Annotated in this window: 21 protein-coding genes; 18 read left to right on the forward strand and 3 right to left on the reverse strand. The window is 43.5% G+C overall.

Going from position 1 to position 25718, the window contains the following annotated elements; translation table 11 throughout:
- The first annotated feature begins 152 nt into the window (after positions 1-152).
- The 6 genes from MHB82_RS14345 to nspC all read left to right on the forward strand — a co-directional run bounded on the left by MHB82_RS14345 (position 153) and on the right by nspC (position 7085).
- Complete coding sequence (locus tag MHB82_RS14345) at positions 153-740, forward strand: hypothetical protein (RefSeq protein ID WP_341175024.1); 588 nt, start codon at positions 153-155, stop codon at positions 738-740.
- Positions 741-1400: 660 nt separating this feature from the next.
- Positions 1401-1979 (forward strand): TetR/AcrR family transcriptional regulator, encoded by a 579-nt coding sequence (locus tag MHB82_RS14350; RefSeq protein ID WP_341175025.1) that lies wholly within the window; start codon positions 1401-1403, stop codon positions 1977-1979.
- 169 nt (positions 1980-2148) lie between these two features.
- The gene (locus tag MHB82_RS32100; RefSeq protein ID WP_445671231.1) at positions 2149-3309 is read left to right on the forward strand and encodes an SDR family NAD(P)-dependent oxidoreductase; all 1161 of its coding nucleotides are present in this window, start codon (positions 2149-2151) and stop codon (positions 3307-3309) included.
- A gap of 118 nt (positions 3310-3427) precedes the next feature.
- Positions 3428-3778, forward strand: coding sequence for a DUF3221 domain-containing protein (locus MHB82_RS14365; RefSeq protein WP_341175026.1), 351 nt, complete (start codon positions 3428-3430; stop codon positions 3776-3778).
- 939 nt (positions 3779-4717) lie between these two features.
- Positions 4718-5956: a saccharopine dehydrogenase family protein gene (locus tag MHB82_RS14370; RefSeq protein WP_095287196.1), complete on the forward strand. Its 1239-nt coding sequence runs from the start codon at positions 4718-4720 to the stop codon at positions 5954-5956.
- 1 nt (position 5957) lies between these two features.
- Positions 5958-7085, forward strand: coding sequence for a carboxynorspermidine decarboxylase (gene nspC, locus MHB82_RS14375; RefSeq protein WP_341175027.1), 1128 nt, complete (start codon positions 5958-5960; stop codon positions 7083-7085).
- 97 nt (positions 7086-7182) lie between these two features.
- On the opposite strand, the gene MHB82_RS14380 is transcribed toward nspC, so the two are convergent.
- Together MHB82_RS14380 and MHB82_RS14385 are read right to left on the reverse strand one after the other, a co-directional pair.
- Entirely contained in the window at positions 7183-8061 is an 879-nt protein-coding gene (locus tag MHB82_RS14380; protein ID WP_341175028.1) for an aminoglycoside phosphotransferase family protein, read from the reverse strand.
- Positions 8058-8945, reverse strand: coding sequence for an AraC family transcriptional regulator (locus tag MHB82_RS14385; protein WP_341175029.1), 888 nt, complete (start codon positions 8943-8945; stop codon positions 8058-8060). The genes MHB82_RS14380 and MHB82_RS14385 overlap by 4 nt, the downstream gene beginning before the upstream one ends.
- 157 nt (positions 8946-9102) lie before the next feature.
- On the opposite strand from MHB82_RS14385, the gene MHB82_RS14390 reads away from it, so the two are divergent.
- From MHB82_RS14390 to asnA, 4 genes are all read left to right on the forward strand, one after another.
- Positions 9103-10014, forward strand: a complete 912-nt coding sequence (locus tag MHB82_RS14390; protein ID WP_110822199.1) for a DMT family transporter — start codon at positions 9103-9105, stop codon at positions 10012-10014.
- Between the two features lie 43 nt (positions 10015-10057).
- Positions 10058-10390, forward strand: a complete 333-nt coding sequence (gene csaA / locus MHB82_RS14395; RefSeq protein ID WP_110822198.1) for a chaperone CsaA — start codon at positions 10058-10060, stop codon at positions 10388-10390.
- A gap of 225 nt (positions 10391-10615) precedes the next feature.
- On the forward strand, positions 10616-11251 hold the full coding sequence (locus tag MHB82_RS14400) for a LysE family transporter (protein WP_095358105.1): 636 nt from the start codon (positions 10616-10618) through the stop codon (positions 11249-11251).
- Positions 11252-11385: 134 nt separating this feature from the next.
- Positions 11386-12399, forward strand: coding sequence for an aspartate--ammonia ligase (asnA, locus tag MHB82_RS14405; protein ID WP_341175030.1), 1014 nt, complete (start codon positions 11386-11388; stop codon positions 12397-12399).
- A 51-nt stretch (positions 12400-12450) separates the two neighbouring features.
- Here the strand turns inward: asnA and MHB82_RS14410 are convergent, their stop codons facing one another.
- Positions 12451-13821, reverse strand: a complete 1371-nt coding sequence (locus MHB82_RS14410) for an amino acid permease (RefSeq protein ID WP_341175031.1) — start codon at positions 13819-13821, stop codon at positions 12451-12453.
- A gap of 273 nt (positions 13822-14094) precedes the next feature.
- Between MHB82_RS14410 and MHB82_RS14415 the strand changes: the two genes are divergently transcribed.
- The 8 genes from MHB82_RS14415 (at position 14095) to MHB82_RS14450 (ending at position 25641) form a co-directional block, all read left to right on the forward strand.
- Positions 14095-16356, forward strand: a complete 2262-nt coding sequence (locus tag MHB82_RS14415; RefSeq protein ID WP_341175032.1) for an excinuclease ABC subunit UvrA — start codon at positions 14095-14097, stop codon at positions 16354-16356.
- A 92-nt stretch (positions 16357-16448) separates the two neighbouring features.
- Positions 16449-16919: a GNAT family N-acetyltransferase gene (locus MHB82_RS14420; RefSeq protein ID WP_341175033.1), complete on the forward strand. Its 471-nt coding sequence runs from the start codon at positions 16449-16451 to the stop codon at positions 16917-16919.
- A 655-nt stretch (positions 16920-17574) separates the two neighbouring features.
- Entirely contained in the window at positions 17575-18732 is a 1158-nt protein-coding gene (locus MHB82_RS14425) for a glycosyl hydrolase family 88 (RefSeq protein ID WP_341175034.1), read from the forward strand.
- 211 nt (positions 18733-18943) lie between these two features.
- On the forward strand, positions 18944-20545 hold the full coding sequence (locus MHB82_RS14430; RefSeq protein ID WP_341175035.1) for a response regulator transcription factor: 1602 nt from the start codon (positions 18944-18946) through the stop codon (positions 20543-20545).
- Between the two features lie 23 nt (positions 20546-20568).
- Positions 20569-22308: a cache domain-containing sensor histidine kinase gene (locus MHB82_RS14435; protein WP_341175036.1), complete on the forward strand. Its 1740-nt coding sequence runs from the start codon at positions 20569-20571 to the stop codon at positions 22306-22308.
- A gap of 180 nt (positions 22309-22488) precedes the next feature.
- Complete coding sequence (locus MHB82_RS14440) at positions 22489-23805, forward strand: ABC transporter substrate-binding protein (RefSeq protein ID WP_341175037.1); 1317 nt, start codon at positions 22489-22491, stop codon at positions 23803-23805.
- A 62-nt stretch (positions 23806-23867) separates the two neighbouring features.
- Entirely contained in the window at positions 23868-24803 is a 936-nt protein-coding gene (locus tag MHB82_RS14445; RefSeq protein ID WP_341175038.1) for a carbohydrate ABC transporter permease, read from the forward strand.
- A 1-nt stretch (position 24804) separates the two neighbouring features.
- Positions 24805-25641 carry a carbohydrate ABC transporter permease gene (locus MHB82_RS14450; protein WP_341175039.1) on the forward strand — a complete coding sequence of 279 codons (837 nt, stop codon included), beginning with the start codon at positions 24805-24807 and terminating at the stop codon, positions 25639-25641.
- The last annotated feature ends 77 nt before the right edge of the window (positions 25642-25718 follow it).

Here is a 25718-nt window from a genome sequence, read left to right on the forward strand (position 1 = left end):
ACATAGGTATATACATTATGGATATGTATTGATTCATGATTATAGATAAATATGTAAAAAATGTATGGTACAATAAAATAGCATGTTAAAGTTTGATCTTCATCCGGATTGGAGGTGAAAATTTGCGATTAAGACATTACATAATTATCTTCTTGTTTGTACTAACAGGTTGTTCGGCAGATAGCGCAGAGGCTATTAAACCGGACCAATCGATAACTGACAGCATCACATTAACTCCGGTGGATCTGACTCAAGGAGAAACGGCAAAATTAAGACCTTTCCTCGGTACTATGTCTGGTGCATTTAAGTTAAGATACGAGGAAGAGAAACCGAGCGCTAGTTTGGATATGGATATATGGGAGAATGGAGTGAAGGTAGATTCTGCAGGATCTATAGGGGACCTGTTCTTCAGTCCGGAAGGACAGGTGAATAACAGTAATGAAATTGAAGTCATTATATCCATTGATACGGTAAGAACAGAAGAAGACAAAGAAGTATGCATTGTTAAAATCAGTACAGGGTCAGGCTTAGCTACGTTTACGCTTCCTTGGAAATCGGAGCTGAAAGGACGAGGGTTGATTCAAAACACCGAAACTTTAACGTTTACACCAGATCATCCAGTTCATACATTCGCTATGCATGCAACAAGTTCAAACCAGGTATTTGCAGGAGGTTTCTCAGAGGAAAGTTTAAGCAAAATCGAATGGGCTCTTGTATTCACTTTGCGCTTTGACGAATAGGAGACTGTGAAAAGGTAGCATCTGAATATAAATCAGATTATCAGATTAAAGTTCATACCGGATTATGAAGCAGCTGCAGTGGCAGCTGCTTCATGTTTTTATTCGAAGTTAAATGAACTTCTGATCAAGTGTTAATCTAATCAATATTTTCGATAAGCCAATTTCCAATGATTTCGTACCATCAACTATTTCAATTAATGAACAAAATGAATGGCAAAAAGTTTGAAACCACAAAGAAAAGGTTTAAATTTATCCCTATTTACAATATTTAAACATATGAAAAATTCACAATAGAAAAAGCTTTCTACGAACTTTGCTTCTACCTACCTTAGCATTCATCAACTCACCCTCGTTGTTTTAAAAAGTTCACGATCCTTAAGAAAAACACAAGCGCTTTTTCTGAGAAGTTGAAGTAAAAGCAAGAACGAGCAGCAAGTATATGGAATTTGAATCTGGGCGATTAATCTATACATGGCTTGAAAAGACAAGGGGAATAAGCGAGAACTTAATTTGAGAACGTTCGGTAAAATTTAATTCTTTACTGATCGTTCTCATTCTGTTAGGATGATTTTACAGGAAAAAGAAACCTATGAGCATCTGTAGAATATTCTTTAAAACGTTATAAACACATTATAATTTGGTGAAAGGAGGGAACCTGAGATGGCGAGAAGCAAAGAATTTGAGGAAAACGAAGTTTTAGATAAAGCCATGAAGCTGTTCTGGGAGCAGGGGTATGAGAAAACGTCGATGAGCGATCTCGTTGAGCACATGGGTATTCATCGGAGAAGCATTTATGATACGTTCACCGATAAACGTACCTTGTTCTTCAAAGCAATGGAACGGTTCGGTAATCGTACCGATGCCAAATTGGCCGCAGGCGTCAAGCAAGCGAAAACAGCCAAGGAAGCTCTTCATTTTATCTTTGATTATATGAGCAGCACTGAAGAGGGCGAGCCACCTGGATGCATGTTTGTCAATTCTGCAGTGGAAATGGCCTGCCGAGATGAAGATGTAGATGCCAAAGCGGTTGGAGCCTTTGAAAAAGTGGAGCATCTTCTTGTGGAGATCGTCACCTGGGGGCAAGAAAATGGGGAGTTCTCAAGCCAGTATGACGCGCAAGAATTAGCGGAGTACTTGCATAATTCTTTAATCGGGATAAGGGTAATGGCCCGGACATCAGTGCCTAAGGAAAAGCTAGAGCGTATTTCCACAATGAGCATGCTTTTGTTAGAAAAATAAGATGAAGTGGTGTCATCTTGACGGGATATTAGAATGGTCATACTCAATAAAAGCAATGGCGGATGGTTAAGTGCAGGAGCCAGCTCTTGCCTTAACCAAATGCAGAACATTCTTTTGCGCCATTTTTAGAATGATCATTCTCATATAAAAATTAAAGGAGTGTTTAAACATGAAGACACTAATTATTGTAGCTCACCCGGATTTGCAAAATTCACGGATTAACCGGGCATTGGTTGATACCATGAGGGAGCAGCCGGATACGACCGTACATGTGCTGGATGAGTTATATCAAGATAAATCTATCGATGTGACCCATGAGCAAGGACTGTTGGAACGTCATGACCGGATTATTTTCCAATACCCTTTATATTGGTACAGCACGCCACCACTCTTGAAGCAGTGGTTCGACGAGGTGCTCGCATACGGCTGGGCATTCGGCCCGGGTGGGGAGTATCTTAAAGGGAAAGAGATCGGCATCGCAATTTCAACAGCAGGCACTGCGGCTTCATATCAGCCCGGCGGATACAATCTGTTTACCATTCGGGATATTGCAAAACCAATGGAGGCGCTCGCCAACTATGTCGGGGCCCATTATCTGCCGCCATTTGCTATCCATAACGCCAATCATATCACGGATGAGCAGATTGCCATTAGCCAAGAGGCTTACGTGGATCATCTAAGAAGTGTAAGACATGTGCAAACATCGGGTTTGGTAGCCGCACGCAACCAAGCAACAGCTGATGAAACAGCAAACCAACTAAGCAAGAAAGGCATCGAAGCCGTGGGTGTAGAGCTGAATGTGACAAACCCGGAGCATATTGCGAAGGTATCCAGATGGATTAGTCACACGTATGGTCAATTAGATATCCTGGTCAATAATGCAGGGGTATGGGCTGAAAAAGAGGATTACGAAGGCGATGCACTACGTGATACGTTTGAGGTCAACACTTTTGGTCCTTATCATCTCACAGAATCATTAATGCCTCTGCTTTTGAATAGTGAGGCCGGTCGGATTGTTAATCAGAGCAGTGCTCTCGGTTCCATACAATTTCTGCTGACCAATGAGCTTGCGCAGCGGATTGCCACACCTGCATATTCAGCATCCAAGGCAGCATTAAATATGCTGACAGCATATTGGGCTCAAAAAGCGCAAGGAACGAATCTTAAAGTGAATTCCGTACATCCCGGTTTGGTTAAAACACAAATGGGTGGTGAAAAGGCAGAGTTATCCCCAGAGGAAGGTGCCAAAACGGCTGTGCGTCTGGCTACCTTGTCTGAAGACGGTCCAACAGGCAGCTTCTACTATATGGATAGTCAGCTTCCTTGGTAAGTCATTAAAGCCGCATATTGCGGCTTTTTTTGTTGGTGGATGTTAGATGAAGAAGCAACAAACGTTTTAATCCAAACGTCTAATATAGGAGGTAGCTGTGTTGTGAGGAGGAATATAATTGAGAAAATCGGTCATAAGTGTGACGCTACTCGTTCTTCTATGTACACTTAGTGGATGTAAAGTATTCTCGACAAGTAAAGTTGGGAATTACATTCTTCAGAAGGAAGAAGATCGAATTCTTGTAGCGGAAAATATATCTAGAGAAGATGCGGATCAACCTTTTGGCGATCTTAGAGAAAAAAAGGTCACCCTAATCCATTATATTGTTGAAGATACTGAGCTCCTTGAGCAGCTTGAAGTAGGAGACAAAGTTAAAATTACTCCCAAAGTGAATGAGGAAGGGTTCTATCATGTCAGACAATCTGATCCACCTCAGATTATCGCAGGCAGGATTGAGAGAGAAGAATGAACCATAAACTTCAATGATTCCTAAAGTAAATAAGTACAAAGAAAAGGGAGAACAATATAAATGGGTAAAGGTGTAAAGTTTCAGTAACTTTAGTAACTATACTAATGTCTGTTGATAAACTTGATTCCATAATTAACTTATTGTATCCGGGAATGCAGAAAAGACTTGTAATTCTTGCGGATATGGTTCGTGACCTTATAAAAATGTTCTTTCTTCAGTGAAGAAGATGATCACTCATATGTTCCTGTTACATTGTGCAAACTATAAGTAAGCATCGGAGCAGAAGAGAAAACCATAATGAATGTCATTAACCAGCTCGGAAAGCTAAACAGAAAAGGCATATCGGATTAAAGGAAACTCTGGACCAGAATGAGGAAAAAAGTTTTTTTGAGTTATCCCTTGATTTTTTTAAAAGTGTTTGTTATTGTTTAACCTGTGATTTTGGAAAGCAGTTATATCAATTGGAACGAGCACTTTCCAGCAGATAATTTTGACCACTTCCATGAGGGAGTCAAGGCCATACGGACAGCCGGGTCAAACGCCGATTGGCAACTTATGTTGCCTTATTGATTGAGTTAAAAGCTCAAATTTTATAAGTTGGTTACTTTACAACCAGTGCAATAGCACATCAACTTGTGAAACGGTCAATAAGAGTGGTAAAGGCGAATTATTTGCTATATAGACTCTGATCTGATATTGATATACATGAGGGAGCTTTCCACCAGAGGAGTTCTTTGAACTTTTTTGGTTATGGAGACTTTACGTTTTTTCACGATGTATATCGACAAGCAAGTGTGATGATGCGCGGATTGCGGCATTTATTCACCTTGCTTTTTTTGTTGTCAGGAATTGACGGAAGTTGAACAATGAGAAGACCTTGAAACGGACATTTGAATCAAAAACCAAAAAAATCTACATATGGGATAGGAGAATGTAAAAATGGGAAAAGCACTAATCATCGGCGCCGGCGGCGTGGCTTCTGTGGCAGTACACAAATGCGTTCAAAATAGCGAAGTTTTTGAGGAAATCTGTATTGCGAGTCGTACCAAATCCAAATGTGATGATCTCAAAGCGAAACTGGACGGTGGCAAAACAAAAATTACTACAGCACAAGTGGACGCGGATAATGTAGACGAATTGATTGCTCTGATCAACGAAGTTAAACCAGATATCGTCATGAACCTGGCTTTGCCTTATCAAGATCTGACGATCATGGATGCGTGCCTTGCAACCAAAACACATTACATGGATACGGCAAACTATGAGCCAGAAGATACTGCAAAATTCGAATATAGCTGGCAATGGGATTACAAAGAGCGTTTTGAAAAAGCAGGAATCACTGCACTGCTCGGCAGCGGTTTTGACCCAGGCGTAACTGGCGTATTCTCTGCCTATGCCCTGAAGCACTACTTTGACGAAATCGAGTACATCGACATCCTGGACTGCAACGGCGGCGATCACGGCTATCCGTTCGCAACCAACTTTAACCCGGAAATCAACATCCGCGAAGTTTCGGCAAACGGAAGATACTGGGAAAATGGTGAATGGATCGAAACCAAACCGATGGAAATCAAACGTGTCTACGACTTCAAGGAAGTTGGCGAAAAAGACATGTACCTGTTGTACCATGAAGAGCTGGAATCTTTGGCGAAAAACATTCCTGGCTTGAAACGGATCCGTTTCTTCATGACATTTGGCCAAAGCTACCTGACTCACCTGAAAGCACTTGAAAATGTGGGCATGACTTCCATCGAACCTATCGAATTCGAAGGCAAACAAATCATCCCGCTGCAATTCCTGAAGGCGGTACTCCCGGACCCGGCATCCCTTGGACCACGTACGGTGGGCAAAACGAACATCGGCTGCATTTTCAAAGGCAAAAAAGACGGCAAGGACAAAACATACTACGTTTACAACATCTGTGATCACCAAGAGTGCTACAAAGAGGTTGGTTCCCAAGCCATCTCGTACACTACAGGCGTTCCAGCAATGATCGGTGCAGCTATGGTCATGACAGGCAAATGGAACAAACCGGGCGTATACAACGTGGAAGAATTCAACCCGGATCCGTTCATGGAAGAGCTGAACAAATGGGGACTTCCATGGGTAGAAGACTTCAACCCGGTTCTTGTTGACGAACTTCCAGAAGAAGCGAAAGAATCGGAGCTCGTTCGTTAAGATGCGGTTTGAGCAATTACCGACACCATGCTTTGTTGTTGATGAGGCGCTTATTGAGAAAAATGTAAAAATCCTTAACGGTGTCATGCAGCGTACAGGTGCCAAAATCGTGCTGGCTCAAAAGGCATTTTCCATGACAGCGATGTATCCACTAATCGGACAATATCTGAGCGGGGCAACAGCAAGTGGGTTATATGAAGCCCGTCTGGGCCACGAGGAAATGGGCAAAGAGAATCATGTATTTGCACCAGCCTACCGCGAAGACGAGATCGATGAGATTATTTCAATCTGCGATCACATTATTTTCAACTCTTTTTCGCAGCTTGCGAAATTTAAGGATAAAGCACTTCAGGCTGGCCGCAAGATTGGCTTGCGTATCAATCCTGAATGTTCAACCCAAGAAGGGCACGAGATTTATGATCCGTGCTCTCCGGGTTCACGTTTCGGTGCCAAACAGGAGGATTTCCGTGCAGAGCTGCTGGAAGGCGTCTCCGGTTTGCATTTCCATACATTATGTCAACAAAATTCCGACGATCTGGAAACGACGTTGAACGCGGTGGAAGAGAAGTTCGGACAATGGCTGCCTCAAATGGAGTGGATTAACTTCGGTGGTGGACACCACATTACGCGTGAGGATTATGACATTGCAAGACTGGAAGCATGCATCAAACGCATGCAGGATAAATATGGCCTGGAAGTTTATTTGGAGCCAGGGGAAGCTGTTGCGCTTAACGCGGGTTATCTGGTGACTTCTGTGCTGGATTTCCACAAAAACGGAATGGACATTGCCATTCTGGATACGTCAGCCACTTGCCACATGCCAGACGTACTGGAAATGCCATATCGTCCGCCGCTTGTTGGCTCCGGAGAAGCAGGAGAGAAGCCTCACCTGTACCGTCTTGGCGGTCAAACTTGCCTGTCTGGTGATGTCATTGGAGATTATTCGTTTGATGAGCCTTTGAAAGAGGGCGATCGTCTGGTGTTTGAAGATATGGCGATCTATTCCATGGTCAAAACGAATACATTCAACGGAATGCCACTGCCAGCCATCGCTGTAAAACGCAAAGATGGCGATTGTGAAGTTGTCCGTGAATTCGGATATCAGGATTTCAAAATGAGACTGGCTTAATTAGCTATTATCTATATTATCAATCATAAAACCGGATTCCGCCAATAGGAATCCGGTTTTTATGTTTTATCTTAGATGCACTACGATGAACTAGGAACTATAGTGTTTTATAATCTCGGATGATCACATCGATAACCCGTTTTCCCCAGTTGGATGACTCCGAACCTGGTTCATTCCAGGCATAAGTGATAAGTGCTTTCCATAATGCCCATCCACGTGCACGGTTAATCATATCTTGGTCAGCATTCATTCGGCGGAGGAAAATATCACGACTCCTATCATCAAAAAAGTTCCATGCCATCACCAGGTCGCTGGAAGGATCACCTACGCCCATCGTTCCGAAATCAATGACACCGCACAATCGGCCGTTTTGTACGAGCAGATTTCCTACAGCAACGTCACCGTGCAGCCAGAGCGGTGCAGCTTCATATTTTGTGGCAAGGGCAAGCTCCCATATTTCCAATAACAGCTTTGGATTGTACTGACTGGGTAAAACGTCTATGACGGATCTGGTGTCCTGGTCATAAACAGCCAGGTTTCCTCCGCGATGAAAATTTTGGATGCCTGCGGGAATACCTTGGCTTGCATCAATCGCTTCCAGTTCAATTAGAAAACCAGCGAGATCCTCAGCAAATGTGTTCAGATCCGTTATATTTTCAACTGTGACTGTGCTGCCTTCAATCCATTGGTTAACAGACCAGGGAAGAGGATATTCTACCGTTGGTTCACCTTTTGCAATCGGTGCCGGAATCGGCAAGGAGAGATAAGGCTTGAAAAAGGGCAGCCATGTCAATTCTTTTTGAACAGCAGAGGCATATCGCTCATGACTCGGTAAACGAACAGTCATCTCATTTCCTAATCGATAGGTCCGATTATCGTGTCCACTTTTGTCTACGGGTGCAATGGTTAGGTGTTTCCACTCGGGAAATTGACTCTGGATCAATTCACGTACCAGTTCAGTCGTAATTTCAATCATTTCACTCGCCCCCTGCGGAAATCGTTAGGTGTTCGTTGTTGATGCTGTTTTTTGAAAGACTGAATAAAGTGATTCACATGATTGAAGCCCACTCTATGGGCTATCTCCGTTATTGTATAGTCGGTCGAGCTTAATAACTCGCAGCTTTTTTTAATTCGATACTTAATCAAGTAGGCGTAAGGGGTCATATGAATTGTACGCTTAAAACTTCGGGTGCATTCCGAAACACTCAGATGAGCTGCATCCGCGATCTCCTGTAATGTGATCGGATCTGCATAATGACGGTGGATGAAACTGAGCATGAATTGAAGTCTCTCCTGTTGCCGCTTCACGTTCGCTGATGCTTCCTCTGTCGATAGCGAGAAATTGGAGATTATGGTCAGCCACAGCTGTACCGTCTGAATGGAAACCTCGTATTCCCAGCCCCATTGTTTGGTCTTCTCAAATCTTGCTTTCATATCCCACAGCATTTCTAATACTTGGATTTCCCATGTAACTTCGCCTTTGATTACAAGTGATACGAAAGATGAGTTGGTATAGGGGAGGACATAGTTTCTCTCCATAGCACTATCAGAGTAGAAAGCCAGCAGTTTCTCCGGAAAATTAAAACTGACATACTGTCCGTTATGCGTCAAATGGGTCGTCACATGAAGAATGCTTTTATTGATCAGAATGGCCTGACCTGTATGTAATTCATGATCCATCCCGTTAACCTGGATCACCAGTGTTCCTTTGGTAACCAACGTGATCTGTAAATCTTCATGCCAATGCAGGTCGTTAAACCCTCTCCCTTCAGGGATGCTATCGTGGATCGTATGCGTGTACATGATATAAGGGAAGGAAGTATCGGGATATTGGATGGTCTCATGTAAGGGTTTCTCCATGGGGTTAATTCCTCTCAAATGACGATATTTCGATATAAATGAAAGATATTATTACACTAATGATCGATAAGCGGTGATATTATTATATCAGATCTTAAGGTTATCAATACAATCCTGTGCACAGACGATTGGATAAAACATCCTGGAGGCCTTACATGTGAAAATCAAACCATCGTCATTACCGCTTCATCCGTATGTATTGCTTTTAATCAGCATCCTGTCTGTTTCGATCTCATCGATTATGATCAAATCATCAGATACGGCAACAGCTGTGGCTGGAATGTACAGATTGTACATATCCGTAATCATTATGCTTCCTTTTGTACCCTGGAAAGCCCTTCGAATCTCTAAGATGAACAAGAAAGACTGGGTTACCGTGATGGTAGCAGGTCTATTTCTTGGATTACACTTTTTATTTTGGATGGAATCCTTGGTCCATACTTCGGTGGCGAGTTCCATGGTCATCTTGTCATTGCAGCCTTTATTCGTAATGATTGGCTCTTATTTTATGTTCAGAGAACGAAACAGCATGCTAACGATCATTTGTTTAATTGCTGCCCTCATTGGTTCAATTATCATAGCTTGGGGAGATCTAGGGATTTCGCGTGAGGCGTTACTAGGAGATGGGCTATCCTTGTTGGGAACCATTTTGGTCTCTGCTTATATGCTTGCAGGGCAGAAGGTCAGCCGTAAAATAGACTCGAATTTATACAGTATCCTTGTTTTTTTCCTGGGCGGGACCGTGATGCTGGTTTATTGCTTGTTCAATCAAATCCCTTTGGTGGGTTACAGTTCTTCGGATTGGACCTATTTCTTGTTGCTCGCCGTAATCCCAACCATTTTTGGTCAGAATATTTTTAACCTGTTATTAAAAACGATCGGCGCTACGACGGTTTCTGTAGGGATTATTGGAGAGCCTGTTCTGGCAATTATTCTCGCATATCTATTTTTGGGAGAAACGATATCTACATTTCAATTAACAGGTGGATTGATTACATTGTTAGGCATGGGCATGTACTTTTGGATACGATCCTCAAGTCATTTCGTAGCTAAAGAGAAATGGATTTAGTGTATTATATTGGAATAGAATAAAAGATGAGGAGATTATATACATGGCAACCATTGATGATTTTATGAAGCTGGATATCCGGATTGGAACAATAATTCATGCTGAGTTTTTTGCTGAGGCAAAAATGCCGGCGATCAAGCTGGAGATTGATTTTGGAGAAGAGATTGGTATCAAGAAATCGAGTGCACAAATTACGAAAAGATATGAAGCGGAAGTGCTCATAGGGAAACAAGTTATTGCTGTTGTTAACTTCCCTCCGCGCCGTATAGCCGGATTCAAGTCGGAGGTATTGGTTCTAGGAGGTGTACCCGAAAAAGGGGATGTGGTGTTGTTAAAACCGGACATTAAATTACCACCAGGAACACCTATAGCGTAAAAGATTCTCGGGTTAGCGATCAAACTAAAAATCGTACGATGTAGAGGCATCAAATAACGACGTTATATAGAGGCTATTTCCAGACGTGTTTATCTGTCTGTGAAATAGTCTTTTTATTTTTCATAGATAAAAGCGATATAAACGGTTGTTATATTGTCATGTTAAGCGTAATTAGATCATAAGATGGGGAAATAAACTGGACAAGCGAGTAGGAGTGAGGAAGTCTTGAGTGTTCAACTTCTGATCAGTTATATTTTCCTTGGTTTGACGCTTGCTGCTCCCATTGGGCCTGTCAATTCAGCCCGGTTGGACAAAGGCATCAAAAATGGTTTTTGGCATGCCTGGATGGTCGGGGCAGGTTCCATGATCGCCGATGCTGCCTTTATGTTGTTGATTTATATGGGCTTGGTTCAATTTCTCAATATCCCCTGGGTACAAATTCTCCTCTGGCTCGTTGGCGGGTTCACGCTAACCTATACTGGCATCGAAAGCATTCTGCAAATGAACAAAGTGAAGCTGCATTCGGCCAAAAATCGCAAGGATTCCCTCTTTCACTGCTTTATGCTGGGATTTTTCATGTCGATTACCAGCCCGATGTCCATTATTTTCTGGTTAGGCATTTATGGATCCATTCTGGCCAAAACAGCAGTATCATTTGGGACAAGTCATCTGCTGATTTACAGCAGTATGATCTTCATCGGATTGACGCTCTGGGATTTGCTTGTGGCGGGGTTAACTACAGGAATGCGGCGTTATCTCAATCAAAGAAGCCTCTCCATCATATCCGTTGTATCCGGTTTGTCTCTGGTTGGGTTCGGCGTTTATTTTGCGCTTCAAGGGCTGCGTGCACTGTTCTCATAGAGGATGGGCGTACACCCAAATGCTTCAATTCTGGAGTGGGACAACGCGACACCGCCATGATAGGCACATAGACTGCTCTCATCAGTTATGCAGAAAACTGCATGATAATCAAACTGAAGGGACGATGTACTTTCATGCTGCGAACGATAGTTGTACCGAACAAGTACAAACCGATGCTGAACCTAAGGGAAACTGCTGAGGCCATACATTTTTCAAAAAAGAAGTTTCAGGAACGATTGGAGCAGCATTTAAATCTCATACAGGTACCCTCACCTGTTCTTTTGCAAGAAGGTACAGGAATTAACGATAATCTGAACGGAATAGAGCGTATCGTTTCCTTCGATGCATTGGATATGGAAGAAAGACAGATTGAAGTTGTTCAATCCCTTGCGAAGTGGAAACGGATGGCTCTGAAGACATATGGCTTTCAGGTGGGTGAAGGATTATACACCAATATGAATGCCATCAGACGGGATGAGTGGATGGATAACCTCCATTCCATCTATGTGGATCAATGGGACTGGGAGAAGGTCATTGCTGAAGATCAACGCAACCTAGCGACTCTGAAGGAAGAAGTAAGCAAGATCTATCGTTCAATTCAAGCAACAGAGCAAGAACTCTGTACTCGATACTCATGCCTTGAACCCATTCTGCCCGATCAGATTTTCTTCATTACAACACAAGAGTTGGAGAACCGATTTCCGGATCTCACCCCAAAAGAGCGGGAGAATGAGATTACACGCCAATACAGTGCTGTTTTTATCATGCAGGTAGGCGGGCTGCTGAATTCAGGGATTGTGCATGACGGTCGCTCACCGGATTATGATGATTGGACGTTAAACGGAGATATTTTATTATGGTTTCCTGTGCTGGAGCAGGCCCTGGAAGTCTCATCCATGGGAATACGTGTTGATGCCGCTGCACTTGAAAAGCAATTGAACCTGAGTCAAGCGAACGAACGGGCCGCTCTTGATTTTCATCAATCTGTCTTGAATGGAGAACTTCCTTTCACGATTGGAGGCGGGATTGGTCAATCCAGACTGTGTATGTTTTTGCTGCGAAAAGCGCATGTTGGAGAAGTGCAGGCGTCGGTGTGGAATGACAGAACGTGGCGGGAATGCGAAGAGGGAAATATTCCTCTATTATAGATAGCGTTTGTAACAGGAAGAGGATATCCTCGCGGGATACCCTCTTTTTTGCTACGTCGAGATCTTATGTTTTTTCCACCATCTTGTCATGATCCAGGTGACCAGAGCTATAACAAAAATCATGATCAGACTTACATAAAAGCCTACCCGGATGTCCGGTTTCATTAGCGTCCCACTTACTGCGCCCAATAACAGAACCAGACCGGAAATGCCAAGTATCACATCCCTGGCGCGGATCTGAAGTATTTTGAAGGCAGCGATAATGATAAAGGACCAGTTATACATCTGCAATATACCGGCTGCAGTAGTGATATACTCATATATCTTTCCTGGGAGCAGCAGGGCTGTCACAATGGAGGCGCATAGTCCAACCGCTGCAAGCACAAGGGAAGGTAGAGGAAGTTGTTTGAATTTTAATTTCGCCTTGAATAGCTTAGGCGCGTCTCCATCCTTGGACATGGTCACCAGAAGGTTGACGACAGCAAACAACGAAGCGCTCATGGCCGAAAAACCGGCCAAGATGATGGCGCCATTGAATACATGAGGAAAGAATTCCAAATGATACGACGATAGAGCCGTAACAAACGGGCTTTCCTTTTCATTCATCTTCGTATAGTGCACCATGAACACTGCCATGCCAATCGATAACATATAAAGGATGGAGAGTCCGGTTAACATCACCTTTCCGGCTTTAGGGGCGTCCTTTTTATCCTGTAACTGGACGGACATGAGTCCAATAGTCTCTACACCGCCATATGCGTAAAACGCGTAGAGAAGTGAAGACCAGAAGGCTGAAAACTTACCTGGGAACAGTTCAGCAGCTGAACTTGGCATGCCAGGCCGTTCATTGCTTCCCCCATGGATCCAGCCGAAGAGTGCTGCTGCAGCCAGCAGAATAAACATGACAATAGCTGCGGTTTTGACCACAGCAAGAACATTCTCAATCTTGTCAAACCATTGTGTCCCAAGTAGGACAACAAAAATAGAGAGTACAGCATAACCCGCCGCAAAAACCCAGAGGGGAACATTAGGAAACCAAAATCGGGAGAGAATGGACAAGGCCGTTAACTGGCTTCCCATGATTAAAATTTTGGTGCTCCAGTAGTTCCATCCACTGCCAAAGCGGGCCCAACGCCCAAAGGCTTTGCCTGCATAATAACAGAATGAACCTTCCTGAGGATCTGCAGTTGTCATTTTAGCCAGGAAGTGAAACACAATATAGGTACCCAGAGCGGCTATCAAAAAGGATAGTACCATTGAAGGTCCGGTCTGTTTGATCCCTATTCCCGAACCCAGAAAGTATCCGGTACCAATCGTACAGCCGATGCCAAGCAGGGATAGCTGCCACCATTTTAAGTTTCCCTTCTCCTTACCTTCCGATGAAGAGGAAGCATCTTGTGCAGCACAACTTAAATCCGTCAAAGTAGGTACACCTCTCCTTCTCAGATAAGGTGAACCAATAGAGGATAAAATATGCCTCCACTTGTTACTTACGCTTTTTCGGGAAAAGAATAGAGGTTCGTTGACACAGCTCTAAATGGTGTCTTACAATCTAAACGTCATGACATGGTATCTAATCCCACAACCGTCTACACACATTGAAAATCAAGATGGATCCCTCTCAATGAAAATTGAACTTGAATGTCCAAGTTATGGCTTTATCCTATGAATAAATAAATCGGAGGGTTCTAACGCATGAGCGAATCTAATCAGGAGTACATTGTACTCACTGGTGCAAGGGAGAACAACCTTAAGAACGTATCCTTGCGCATCCCAAAGCGTAAAATTACGATCTTCACTGGAGTATCCGGATCCGGCAAGTCATCGATTGTCTTTGATACAATTGCCGCAGAGTCCACACGATTGTTAAACGAGAACTTCAGTATGTTCGTGCGTACGTTTCTGCCTCGTGTACCGCAGCCAGATACCGATGCCATTGAAAATCTGAGCATGGCGGTGATTGTGGACCAGAAGCGGCTCGGCGGCGGATCTCACTCCACAATGGGAACAATCACCGATATTTCACCTATTCTTCGTCTTTTATTCTCTCGCGTTGGACAGCCTTATGTCGGGCCAGTAAACATGTTCTCGTTTAATGATCCACAAGGCATGTGTTCTGAGTGCAACGGAATTGGACGCAGACTTGGCGTGGATATGAGCAAGGCTGTGGACATGGAGAAATCTCTAAACGAAGGGGCGCTCATGCTCCCGGATTATGCCGTCGATGGCTGGGATTGGAACATGGTGCTCCAATCAGGAGACTTTGATCCCGATAAGAAGTTAAGCGAATACTCCGAAGCGGAATTGGACCTTCTTTTATATGGAAAGGCAAGAAAAGTAAAGATGGATTTCGCTGGTAAAGCAACGAATATTACCGTAGAAGGTGTTATTGAGAAATTCACGAACAAGTACATCAAGCAGGATGTTAAGACGAAATCGGAACGTACTCAAAAAGCGGTAATGCCGTTTATCTCTGAAGGTCCTTGCTCCAGCTGTAATGGTGCGCGACTTAGTCAGGCAGCACTCAGTTGCAGAATTAATGGACTGAATATTGCGGAGATGTCTGCCATGGAAGTGGGGCAGCTTATTCGCGTCATTCGGGAAATGAATGATGCAGTTGCAGTACCGGTCGTCAAGTCTTTGTTGGAACGGCTGCAGCATCTAGTGGATATTGGACTGGACTACCTGACATTGGATCGTGAGACAGATACGTTATCCGGCGGCGAGTCGCAGCGTGTCAAAATGGTGAAGCACCTAAGCGGCAGCCTTGTCGATGTCACCTATATCTTCGATGAGCCCAGTGTTGGCTTGCACCCTCGTGACGTACACCGATTGAATGAATTGCTTCAAAAGCTGCGCAACAAAGGTAACACCGTGATTGTTGTTGAGCATGATCCGGATGTCATCAAGGTTGCGGATCATATCGTGGACGTCGGACCTTACGCTGGCAAACGCGGTGGTACTATTGTATATGAAGGAAGTTTCAGTGGATTGCTTGAATCTGGCACTCTGACTGGCACACATATGAAGCGGCCTTTGCAATTAAAATACGACTGCAGACAGCCATCCGGCAAACTGCTTGTTAAAGATGCAACGTTGCATAACTTGCAGAATGTGAGTGTAGATATTCCGACCGGAGTGCTTACTGTCGTTACAGGTGTTGCCGGATCGGGGAAAAGTACGCTAATCAACGAGGTGTTTCTCAGTCAGCATGCAGATGCAATAGTAATCGACCAGTCTGCAGTAGGTGTAAGCACACGGTCGAACCCGGCAACGTACACGGGCATTATGGATGACGTGCGTAAAGCGTTTGCCAAGGAAAATAAGGTGAATCAGGGCTTGTTCAGCTTCAATTCCAAGGGAGCGTGTGACAACTGCCAAGGACTTGGTGTCTTATATACAGACCTTTCCTTTCTGGACAGCGTGAAGCTGCCATGTGACGTATGCGAAGGCAGAAGGTTCAAAGACGAGGTGCTGGAATACAAACTTGGCGGCAAGTCGATTGCTGAAGTGCTGGAGATGACCGTTGAGCAAGCGCTCGAGTTTTTTCAATTAAAAGAAGTGGTACGCAAGCTTCAGGCGATGAGCGACGTCGGATTGAACTATATTACACTTGGACAGCCGTTAAGCACACTCTCAGGCGGGGAATGCCAAAGAATCAAACTCGCAAGTGAACTGCACAAAAAAGGCAGTATTTACGTAATGGACGAGCCGACGACAGGTCTTCATATGTCGGATATCGGTCATCTTCTGGAGATCATGAACCGTCTCGTGGATGCAGGCAACACGGTTATTGTGATTGAGCATAATCTCGATGTGATCAGCCAGGCCGATTGGATTATCGATATGGGACCGGATGGAGGAAGCAAGGGTGGACAAGTTGTATATGAAGGTATTCCTTCACAGATCATCCATGCAGAACAGTCGATTACAGGGCAATACTTGTCTATGAATTGAAACATTATTGGCTGTCCAGCCATACGATTCAGAACGTCTGATGACTACTTGGCGTAAATGGAACAGGAACATACTTACGGAGGTTTACTTTTATGTTGATCAGAGAGATCGAAGAAAGAGATAATCAACAGGTGGAACATCTGATCAGAACGTGTTTGATCGAATTTGACGCGAACAAACCAGGGACAGCCTGGACAGATCCACATTTGGGAGATTTCTATCATCTGTACCAAAATGCGGGGTCTAAATATTGGGTAGTTGAGCAAGATTCTACGGTCGTAGCGGGCTGTGGTATTGGTCCGATTGACGGTTATCCTCAGATTTGTGAGTTGCAAAAAATGTATGCATTCAAAGAAACGAGAGGTACAGGTATTTCAAGAGAATTACTGCACGTTGTCCTTGATTATGCGAAAGATCATTATGAACAATGTTACCTGGAAACCCTGAGCAATATGACTGCAGCCAACAAGTTTTATGCGAAAAATGGATTTATTGCATTGGACAACCCCTTGAATGGATCTGAACATTATGCATGTGATACGTGGTATTTGAAAACATTATAAGTGATCTGATTATCTCGAAAATTTGCATTACCGGTAGACCCAGAGAGATGGGGTTTATCGGTTTTTTATTTTTATAAATCACTGCAGGCGAGCCAACAGTAGCTAACTGCACAGGATTACCTTTTTATGTATAATCAGAGTGGGAAATGGTTTATCCATGAGCTTGTAACTAATAATTATGAATAGAATGGAGGAGGGAATATATGCTCGCTATCATCTTAATTTTGGGTTTGCTCTTTATTGTTGCTTACTTGCGTGCGATCTATATGAAGCTTGAACGAATTGTTGAGGTCTTGGATCAAAAAAATGAATCCTGATAATAGATTGCCATGGGACTGCAATTATTATCAACAAGAAGGTACTCATCTTAGAAGTGTTACATAATAGAGAACGATAAAGAGGAGCTGCAGCGGGCAGCTGCTCTTTTTCATTTTGAAGCACGATTTTAATCTACTTGGGCTAAAAATATGCATCGATATGATTAGTGGTTTCGGATAAAGGTGACTTTGCTCTGCCTTCACGTAGTTCTTAAATTTATAGCATAGGAAGCTTAAAAAAACTGCATACAGACATCTCAAGACGAGTGGTATTCTAAATTCGATATGTGGTCCAGATTGGCAAAGACAACTTCTCAAGAAGAAAGAAGGACTGATGTATGCTTACATTAGACGACAAAACGGTATGGGTAAATCACGTTGTAGACAAAATCACGGCAAAAATGGATTGGGTCAGTGTTAAATCCAAAAACAAAATTCCATATACGACCATTGATGGTGAACATGATGACAGATCGGTCCATAATCCAACCCGTTCAGCTGACGACGGAATATGTTGGTGGACGAATGGATTCTGGGGAGGCATGATGTGGCAGCTGTTTAATGCAACGAGAGAACCAAAATACAAACAAATTGCTGAAATCTCTGAAGTAAAATTGGATAGCTGCTTCCTGGAGTTTGATGGGCTGCACCATGACGTAGGATTTATGTGGCTGCCGACGAGTGTAGCCAATTATAAACTTACTGGGAATCCAGATTCGCGCAAAAGGTCCCTGCATGCCGCCAATCTGCTTGCTGGCCGGTACAATCCTGCAGGGGAATTCATCCGAGCCTGGAATGATATTAAGGGTGAAGACACAAGGGGATGGGCGATTATTGACTGTATGCTTAACATACCACTTTTATATTGGGCCTCGAATGAAACAGGAGATCCGCGTTTTAAGCACATTGCGATGAAACATGCCGATACCACGATGAATACCTTTGTAAGACCAGACGGTTCGGTTAACCATATTGTTGAATTGGATCCGGCGGTGGGTGGGGTCATTAGAACCTGTGGAGGACAGGGATACGCGGAAGGTTCTTCTTGGACGCGGGGACAGAGCTGGGCACTGTATGGTTTTATGATGAGCTATAACTGGACACAAAAAGAGGAGTATCTGAATACGGCTAAACGAGTAGCCCACTATTTTATCGCGAACATTCCTGAACACGGAATCATTCCTATTGATTTTAGGCAGCCTGCAGAGCCTGTACTGGAGGACTCAACAGCAGCGGCCATCGCTGCCTGTGGCTTGATTGAGATTGCCAAGATTGTCGGAACTCACGAGAAACAGTTATATTTGAATGCAGCGTTGAAGCTGCTCCAAACGCTAGAACAGTTACGGACCGATTGGACTCCCGGCTGCGATTGTATTCTCCAAAACGGTTCAGCAGCTTATCACGCCAAAAGCCACCATCAGTCTATTATCTATGGAGATTATTTTTTTATTGAAGCCATATTCAAACTAAAAGGTACGGATTTATATATTTGGTAGAATGATAACGATAATGAAGAGAAACAACCCACAACCGGTTAAGTCGTGGGTTGTTTCATATGACTGAAACATATCGTTGTATAATCGATGAATGAAAATTGTGCAGCACAATTTCTAAATAAAACGTACAATGAGATGCAATAGATCATATTCCCTCCTGCATGCTTATGATCATTTGGGGTATAGAGGCGAAGTTAAGGAAGGTGAATGTATGGAATACATAAAATTATTACTCGCAGATGATGAACCCATCATATTGCGTGGGCTAAAAAAACTGATGTCCTGGGAACAGCTTGGAATCCGGATTGTGGCTGAAGCTAATGATGGGATCGAACTACGAGATCTGATAGCCAGACATAATCCTCAACTTATTATTAGCGACATCAGTATGCCAGGTGGAAGTGGGATAGATGTGATTACGGAGTTGAATGAACAGGGATACAGCGGCAAGGTTATATTTATTAGTGCTTTTCAAGAGTTTGGATATGCCCGTCAAGCGATTCAGTTAGGAGCACTGGATTATCTGGTAAAGCCAATAAATAAAGTTCAGCTGGAGAGGGTAGTTGGGAAAGCCGTATCTATGATCCGCGAAACATCGGATGGTGAACGAAACAAAAAGATGTTAAATTACTATGAGGAAAAAAATCGAGCCAATACCATTGAGAAGCTTCTTGACGGATTACTGGACGGTGATACGAATACCATACCTGACTTGACACAATTGGGTGTCATCGTAGTTAGCCGATTTACTACCGTTTGTGTATTGGAAATGGATGATTATGCCGACACCTCCCGGTGGGAAGATCGTGAACGTCATTTGGTGAACTTTGCAGTGTCCAACATTATTCGAGAGACATTGGATCAGGAACCAGTGATGGGAAAGGGTTTGCTAGTTCAAAAGGAAGGATTGTTTACGATCCTGGTTCAGCATGAGGAGAAAGACTATCCTCTTCAATTGGCACAAGACCTTCGCCATAAGATTCAGCAATATTTGAAGCTAAGTGTCTCGTGCGGAGTTGGAACGAACAAGGCTGGCTTGGAGAAAGCAGAAGAAACTTACCGCGAAGCATTGAAAGCGCTTCATAGCAAGTTTTTTATGGGAACAAATCAAGTTATTCGTTTTGGAGAAGCAGACACGGAAGCGAATAAAGAGAACAGGCCCATTACCGTTCTTCAATCCCATCTAGTCAAAGCATTAACCGCTATGGAACGAGAGAAGATCGAACCGCTGATTAAGGAGCTCCTTGAACAAATCAGGATACAAGCGGGAAACAACAAAAACCTCGCGCTTACAGGAGTATATAATGCGGTTTTGACATTGATTCAGGAATTGGAGAAGTTCGGTGGAGAGTTAGAGGGGTACCAAGGAGGCTTGCTTGAAAGATGGAATGACTGTCTCTCTTATGCAGATGTTGCTCAAGAAGTCGAAGCAATGTTAACGGAAATGCAGCAGAAACTTGCGAGTAAGGTGTCAGGAAAAGAAAGAGCGCTGCTTACGAAAGTCAAATCGTATATTGAAGAAAACTATGATAGCAACATCACACTGGAATCCATGGCAGCCCTGGTCTATATGAATTCCTACTATTTCAGCAGTTTCTTCAAAAAGCACACCGGTCAAAATTTCAAAAACTACGTCACAGAAGTGCGTATGAGTCACGCGTTAAAGCTGCTTATGGAGACGGAACTCATGGTTTATGAGATTGCCGACCGTGTGGGCTACAACAACGTAAGGCATTTTAGTGATATGTTCAAGAAAAGATATGGAAAGGTACCGCAAGACTACAGGCAGTCCTTCCGTCAGTTTGAAACATAACCGATAAAGAAGGTGTTTCCTTCATGCGCTTTTTGACCAAAAGCATATTTGTCAAATTCTCAGCTTCCTTTATTTTGGTGGGGCTAATCCCGCTCTTTGCGCTAAGTTATTTCTCCGTGCAAATCTTCTCAAGCTACGTGGAACGGTACACTACGAGTAATCAGCAGCAAATGATTATGTATATGAGTTACAATCTGAACTCAGCATTTCAGCAATATAATGATATTTCCAAGCTTATGTATAACGTACGCTACGAGGGTTTGGCCGAAAACATCAATCAAAATCAGACGTTCAATGTCAATGAGCTGGAGCAGATCAATTCAATTCCCATCGACTCGTTTCTGAAGACATTAGTGTTTAGCGACAATTATATATCAGCTGCTTATTTTATGAGGTCGTCAGACGGCAAAATCTACTCTCAAGAAAGAGAGAATAGAGGCATAACAGAGGATGCACTTCCGGTTCATGAATGGATAGAAACGATAAGAAGCCAGCCTTCCAAGGCTGCGCTTTTCCCGACGCATAAGGATGATTACTTTACTGGTTCCAAACGCGAAGTATTTACTCTTGCACGTAATCTGATCGATACCTCCGGACGTCTAACACGGGAACCTAAAGTGGTTGGTACGCTCTTCCTGGACGTCGATACCACCATGTTCCAGCAATTTCTGAATGAGCTTTCTCTTGGTACTCAGGATGAATTAGTTCTGCTCAATAATCAGAATGAGATGTATTTCAGCAACCAAAAGGATAGGACACTGGATGAATTCATCTCCAAAAGTAAGGATACCGAAATGCTGGTACTCCGGGAAGACATCCCTTTTATTCATGGTCAATTGGTTGCAATTATTCACCGAGCCGGGTTGTTTGAACAGCTTTTCTCCGCCAGGGCTACCGTATATCTCGCCATCCTCATTTGCACCATTGTATTAATTGTTATGGGGGCATGGTTTTCACGACGGCTCGCAGCACCCATTCGCAAGCTGATCCAGCAAATGGCCGTAGTGGAGTCCGGGAAGCTGAATGCCAGACTCCCTGTTACCAGCAATGATGAAATAGGCAGACTGACCCATGGATTCAATCGAATGGTTGAGCGGTTGCAAGTACACATTGATGAAGCTTATGTCGCTCAGATCAAACAAAAGCAAACCGAACTAAACGCACTAAAAAGTCAAATCAGACCGCACTACCTGTATAACACGCTTGAAGTGATTCGCATGAATGCAGTAGATAAAGATGCGGAAGAAGTCGCTGACATGATTCATTCCTTGTCCAATCAACTGAAATATGTCATTGATTACGGAGAAGATCGTGTAAGTCTATGGAGAGAAGTCGAACATCTGCATGATTATTTCTACATCATCTCCATTCGTTATGAAAATAGATATGTACTGCAATGTGACATTGCTCCTGACGTGCAAATGGAATGGCCGATCTTGAAATTATGTTTGCAGCCTATTGTCGAAAATGCCATTCAGCATGGACTTCGTGAAAGGAAAAAAGGGACGGTTGGGGTAACGATAGACAAGCAAGAGCAGAATCTGGTCATTGTTATTTATGATAACGGTATAGGCATAAGCGAAGAGAAGCTCAAAAGCATTAATGAAGGTCTGTACACGGCCAATCCGCATAACAGATCAGTGGGGCTGAAAAATGTACATGAAAGAATCCGATCGATGTATGGAGAAAATTATGGCCTCTCTGTGAGTAGTCAGGAAAATATCGGGACTTCCGTGCTGCTCAGCTTTCCTGTTCCTGAATAGCGCCACCTTAAGAGCGAATGATCTTGTCCGCTCTTTTTTTATTCTTAAATTTACACCACATGAGGCTTTAAAAAGTTCATACAAACAAAAACCAGGCAATGCTATTCTAAATACGAAAACGCTTACCTGTAAGGGAAACTGATTTTAACTTTGTTGATATGGAAGGGAGTTTTGCACGATATGCTGAACAAATCAAAATTCAAGTTGTCGGCTTTGCTGCTTGCAGTGACTATGACCTTAGGTGCTTGCAGCACAAGCAGTAGTCCGAATTCCGATGAAAACGGGTCAACAAGCAGCAGTGACAAAGTAAGTTTCACCATTGGTTATGCTTCAGGTGATCCTGCTGCCAAAAAGGCGATTGCTGATTCCATCAAAAGATTCACGGAGGCTAATCCAAGTATTGAAATTAAGGATATGAGCGAGAACACAAGCAATTCCTACTTGGACTGGTTGAAAACAAAGGATGCGGTCGGCGAGTTCCCTGACCTTGTTGAGATGAGGGATACAGAGGTTTTTGCGGATGCAGGTAAAATCGTGGAACTTCCTTCTGACCTGATTGAGCTGTTTGATTCACCACCTGAAGTAGACGGGAAAATTTGGAATGCTCCTATAGCCAATAATGTGCCTCAAGGGATTATATACAGCAAAAAGGCATACGCCGATGCGGGGATTACTGAGCTTCCCAAAACGTATGACGAATTCATTGCTATCCAGGAAAAACTGAAGGCCTCCGGTATAACTCCGATCGTTGTTGGAGGCAAAGATATTTTTCATATGGGGTTCTGGGTGAACAAGTTTCTTATTGATGAAGTATATGCGAAAGATCCAGATTGGAATTCCAAAAAGACAGAGCAGGCTGTCAGCTTCGCAGATGAAAACGTCGTGCAGGCGATGACGGATTACAAAGCGTTGTTCCAAAATTATGTAGACAAAGGTTGGCTAAGTACTCCTGATAACCAAACAGCTTCTTTTCTGATCACGGGAAAGGCGGCACAACTATACTCGGGTACTTGGATGTTCTCACAGATCGAAGAAGCAGACCCAAGCTTTGAATACGGTTTCTATGCAGTTCCGGACCGGGAGGGTCATGTGAATGTGATCGGACTTCCATCACCTGCCGGATGGACACTTTCTGCTGAGGCGGCTAAGGATCCGAAGAAGACGGAAGCCATCAAGAAGTTCATTCGTTTCTTCTTTGAGCCAGAGCAGTACTCCCAGTATCTTGCAAGTGTTAACGGAATCCCATCTACGCAAGCAGAAGTGACATATGAAACCGGAGAAGCGATGCAGACGGCCCTGGATCTGATGTCAGATCCGAACGTAACGAAGTCCTTGGCGATTAACAATTGGTGGGGAGAGAACTTAATACCGCCACAATTCCGGAACTGGTTCTATAAAAAGCTGCAGGAAATGGTCCTCAATGATGGTGATGTGAAAACGTATATGGAACAGGTTGATGCGGAATACGATAACCAGGTCAAGGCGAATTCGATGTAAAACTAATTCGCGGGGGACCGCTGCTCGGTGGTTCCTCCTTGGATAAGGAAGGAGTATATGAAATGGGAATACCTGCATCAACGGAGAAAGCAACTTTGGCAGCAGCAGCAACTCGAAAACGGAAGAAAAAGCATCATCCTTTTGCTGTTGTTTTTATACTTCCGTCGTTAATTTTGTACACGCTATTTGTTATTGTGCCTACTCTGGGGAGCGCATATCTAAGCTTTACGTCCTGGGATGGCATAAGTGAAGATATCCGTTTTATCGGCTTTGCTAATTTTGTTGAGATATGGAGCAGTCCGAGGGTTCATAATGCCCTCAAAAATACGCTAATCATGACGGTGAGTCTGGTTGTACTGGAAAATATCGCTGCGATCGCCATGGCCCTCATGGTGGACAAAGTCCGTTGGTTCAAAAATTTATTTCGGAGCATATTTTACTTTCCTACCTTACTGAGCGGAATCGTAATGGGCTTCGTGTGGGCGATGATCCTGAATTACAACTTTGGTGTGGTAAATCAAATTCTGAACCAAATTGGCCTCGGAAGCTGGACAGTGGATTGGTTGGGTGATCCCAAATACGCTATGCTGTCCGTGATCCTGTCTACCGTATGGAAGGGGGCAGGTTACTATATGATCATTTACTTGGCCGGACTTCAAAGTATTCCCGCAGAACTGTCCGAAGCAGCCAATATAGACGGTGCCAATGGCTGGCAACAATTTCGATTCATTACATTTCCACTGCTTGCCGGGTCCGTTACCGTATGTATGGTTCTTTCGATGATTAGTGCACTGAAAATATTCGATCAAATTGCGGTAATGACCGATGGAGGACCAGGCTTCGCAACAGAAACATTGACTTATATCATCTACAAAGTCGGTTTCGGGGAATTAAGACAGGGTTTCGGGACAGCTCTAGCCATGGTGCTCTTTGTGATTATTCTTATTATCACTGTGATTCAAGTGAAAATCCTCCGCAAGCGGGAGGTGCAGTATTAACATGAGTATGCAGACACGCAAAAAAACAACCGATGTCATGCTCTTCGTCATTATTTTGATATTCGCTATCCTTTTCTTTTTTCCCATCTTCTTTAATTTAATGTCTGCCTTCAAAAGCAATGGTGAAATCATGCGAAATGCGCTCTCATTACCAACTTCGTTGTATCTTGAGAATTTCAAGTACCTGTTGACCGAGACAGAGTTCCCGAGGGCGATCCTGAATAGTCTGATCCTGACCGTAGTCTCCATTGTGATGCAGATATTGATCATCCCTATGGCGGGTTATGCCATTGAACGGAGAAATGCCAGATGGACGAATTTTGTATTTCTCTACTTCCTGGCAGGGATGATGATTCCATTTCAGGCATACATGATTCCATTATTTAAAGAATTGAAAATGCTGGGCCTCTATGGCAGTCTCGCTGGTCCAATATTGGTTTATATCGCAGGAGCTATTGGATTTGGTTGCCTGCTGTACACCAGCTTTGTTAAAGGGATACCGAAGGAAATTGAAGAAGCGGCGGAAATTGACGGATGCAGTCGTTACGGCATTTTCTGGAAAATTGTATTCCCACTGCTCGGACCGGTCACAGCCAGTATGATTATTCTAAACGGCTTGGGTATCTGGAACGATTTTCTCATGCCAATGCTCGTTCTTCCTTCAGGTGAGCCCAAAACCATGGTTGTCGAAATTTACCGTTATATCGGTGAGTTTTCCTCCAGATGGGATATGATATTTGCCGGAACTGCCCTGTCGGTGGTACCTGTGCTGATCGTTTTTGTTGCTCTGCAAAGATACTTTGTGAAGGGGATCTCTGCCGGAGCAACCAAGGGATAAAGATCAGTATACTTCTTATAACAATTGAACAAATAAGGATATGATAATAAAAACTGATGAAAATAAGAAATGAGCCA

This window comes from Paenibacillus sp. FSL K6-2862, assembly GCF_038005125.1.
GTDB classification, from domain to species: domain Bacteria; phylum Bacillota; class Bacilli; order Paenibacillales; family Paenibacillaceae; genus Paenibacillus; species Paenibacillus illinoisensis_A.